The organism is Roseateles cavernae (assembly GCF_040187885.1).
Classification (GTDB): Bacteria; Pseudomonadota; Gammaproteobacteria; order Burkholderiales; family Burkholderiaceae_C; genus Roseateles_E; species Roseateles_E cavernae.
Genome location: NZ_JBDPLH010000036.1, coordinates 1 through 1,151, shown reverse-complemented (window position 1 = coordinate 1,151; position 1,151 = coordinate 1). Strand labels below are relative to the sequence as shown.

At 63.8% G+C, this 1,151-nt stretch carries 1 protein-coding gene; it reads right to left on the bottom strand.

Annotated features, from left to right (window positions below; genetic code table 11):
• Positions 1-1,151: elongation factor Tu (gene tuf / locus ABGI63_RS25745; RefSeq protein WP_349745369.1), on the bottom strand; the 1,151-nt coding region annotated here is incomplete at both ends.

Sequence of the window (1,151 nt, the reverse complement as noted above, 5' to 3'; positions counted from 1 at the left end):
GCCACGACGCCGGAGCCGACGGTACGACCGCCTTCACGGATGGCGAAGCGCAGACCGGTTTCCATCGCGATCGGAGCGATCAGCTTCACGGTGATGCTGACGTTGTCGCCAGGCATGACCATTTCCTTGTCCGCCGGCAACTCCACGGCACCGGTCACGTCCGTCGTGCGGAAGTAGAACTGGGGACGGTAGTTGTTGAAGAACGGGGTGTGACGGCCGCCCTCTTCCTTGGACAAGACATAGATCTCGGCCGTGAAGTGGGTGTGCGGCTTGATCGAGCCGGGCTTGGCCAGCACTTGGCCGCGCTCGACGTCTTCACGCTTGGTGCCGCGCAGCAGGATACCGACGTTGTCGCCGGCTTGACCCTGGTCCAGCAGCTTGCGGAACATTTCCACGCCGGTCACGGTGGTCTTCTGCACGTCGCGGATACCGACGATTTCGATTTCCTCGCCGACCTTGATGATGCCGCGCTCGACGCGACCGGTCACCACGGTGCCGCGGCCCGAGATCGAGAACACGTCTTCCACCGGCAGCAGGAAGGTGCCGTCAACGGCGCGGTCCGGCTGGGGGATGTAGGTGTCCAGCGCATCGGCCAGGCGCATGATGGCTTGCTCGCCCAGGTCACCCGTGTCGCCTTCCAGCGCCAGCTTGGCCGAACCCTTGATGATGGGGGTGTCGTCGCCCGGGAAGTCGTACTTGGAGAGCAGCTCGCGCACTTCCATTTCGACCAACTCGAGCAGCTCGGCGTCGTCGACCATGTCGCACTTGTTCAGGAAGACGATGATGAACTTCACACCGACCTGACGCGCCAGCAGGATGTGCTCGCGGGTCTGGGGCATCGGGCCGTCAGCGGCCGAGCACACCAGGATCGCACCGTCCATCTGGGCGGCGCCGGTGATCATGTTCTTCACATAGTCAGCGTGGCCGGGGCAGTCCACGTGAGCGTAGTGGCGGTTGGCCGTTTCGTACTCGACGTGAGCGGTGTTGATCGTGATGCCGCGCGCCTTCTCTTCGGGCGCTGCGTCGATCTGGTCGTAGGCCTTGGCCTCGCCGCCGAACTTCTTCGACAGCACGGTTGCAATAGCAGCCGTCAGCGTGGTCTTGCCGTGGTCAACGTGACCGATGGTGCCCACATTGACGTGCGGCTTGGT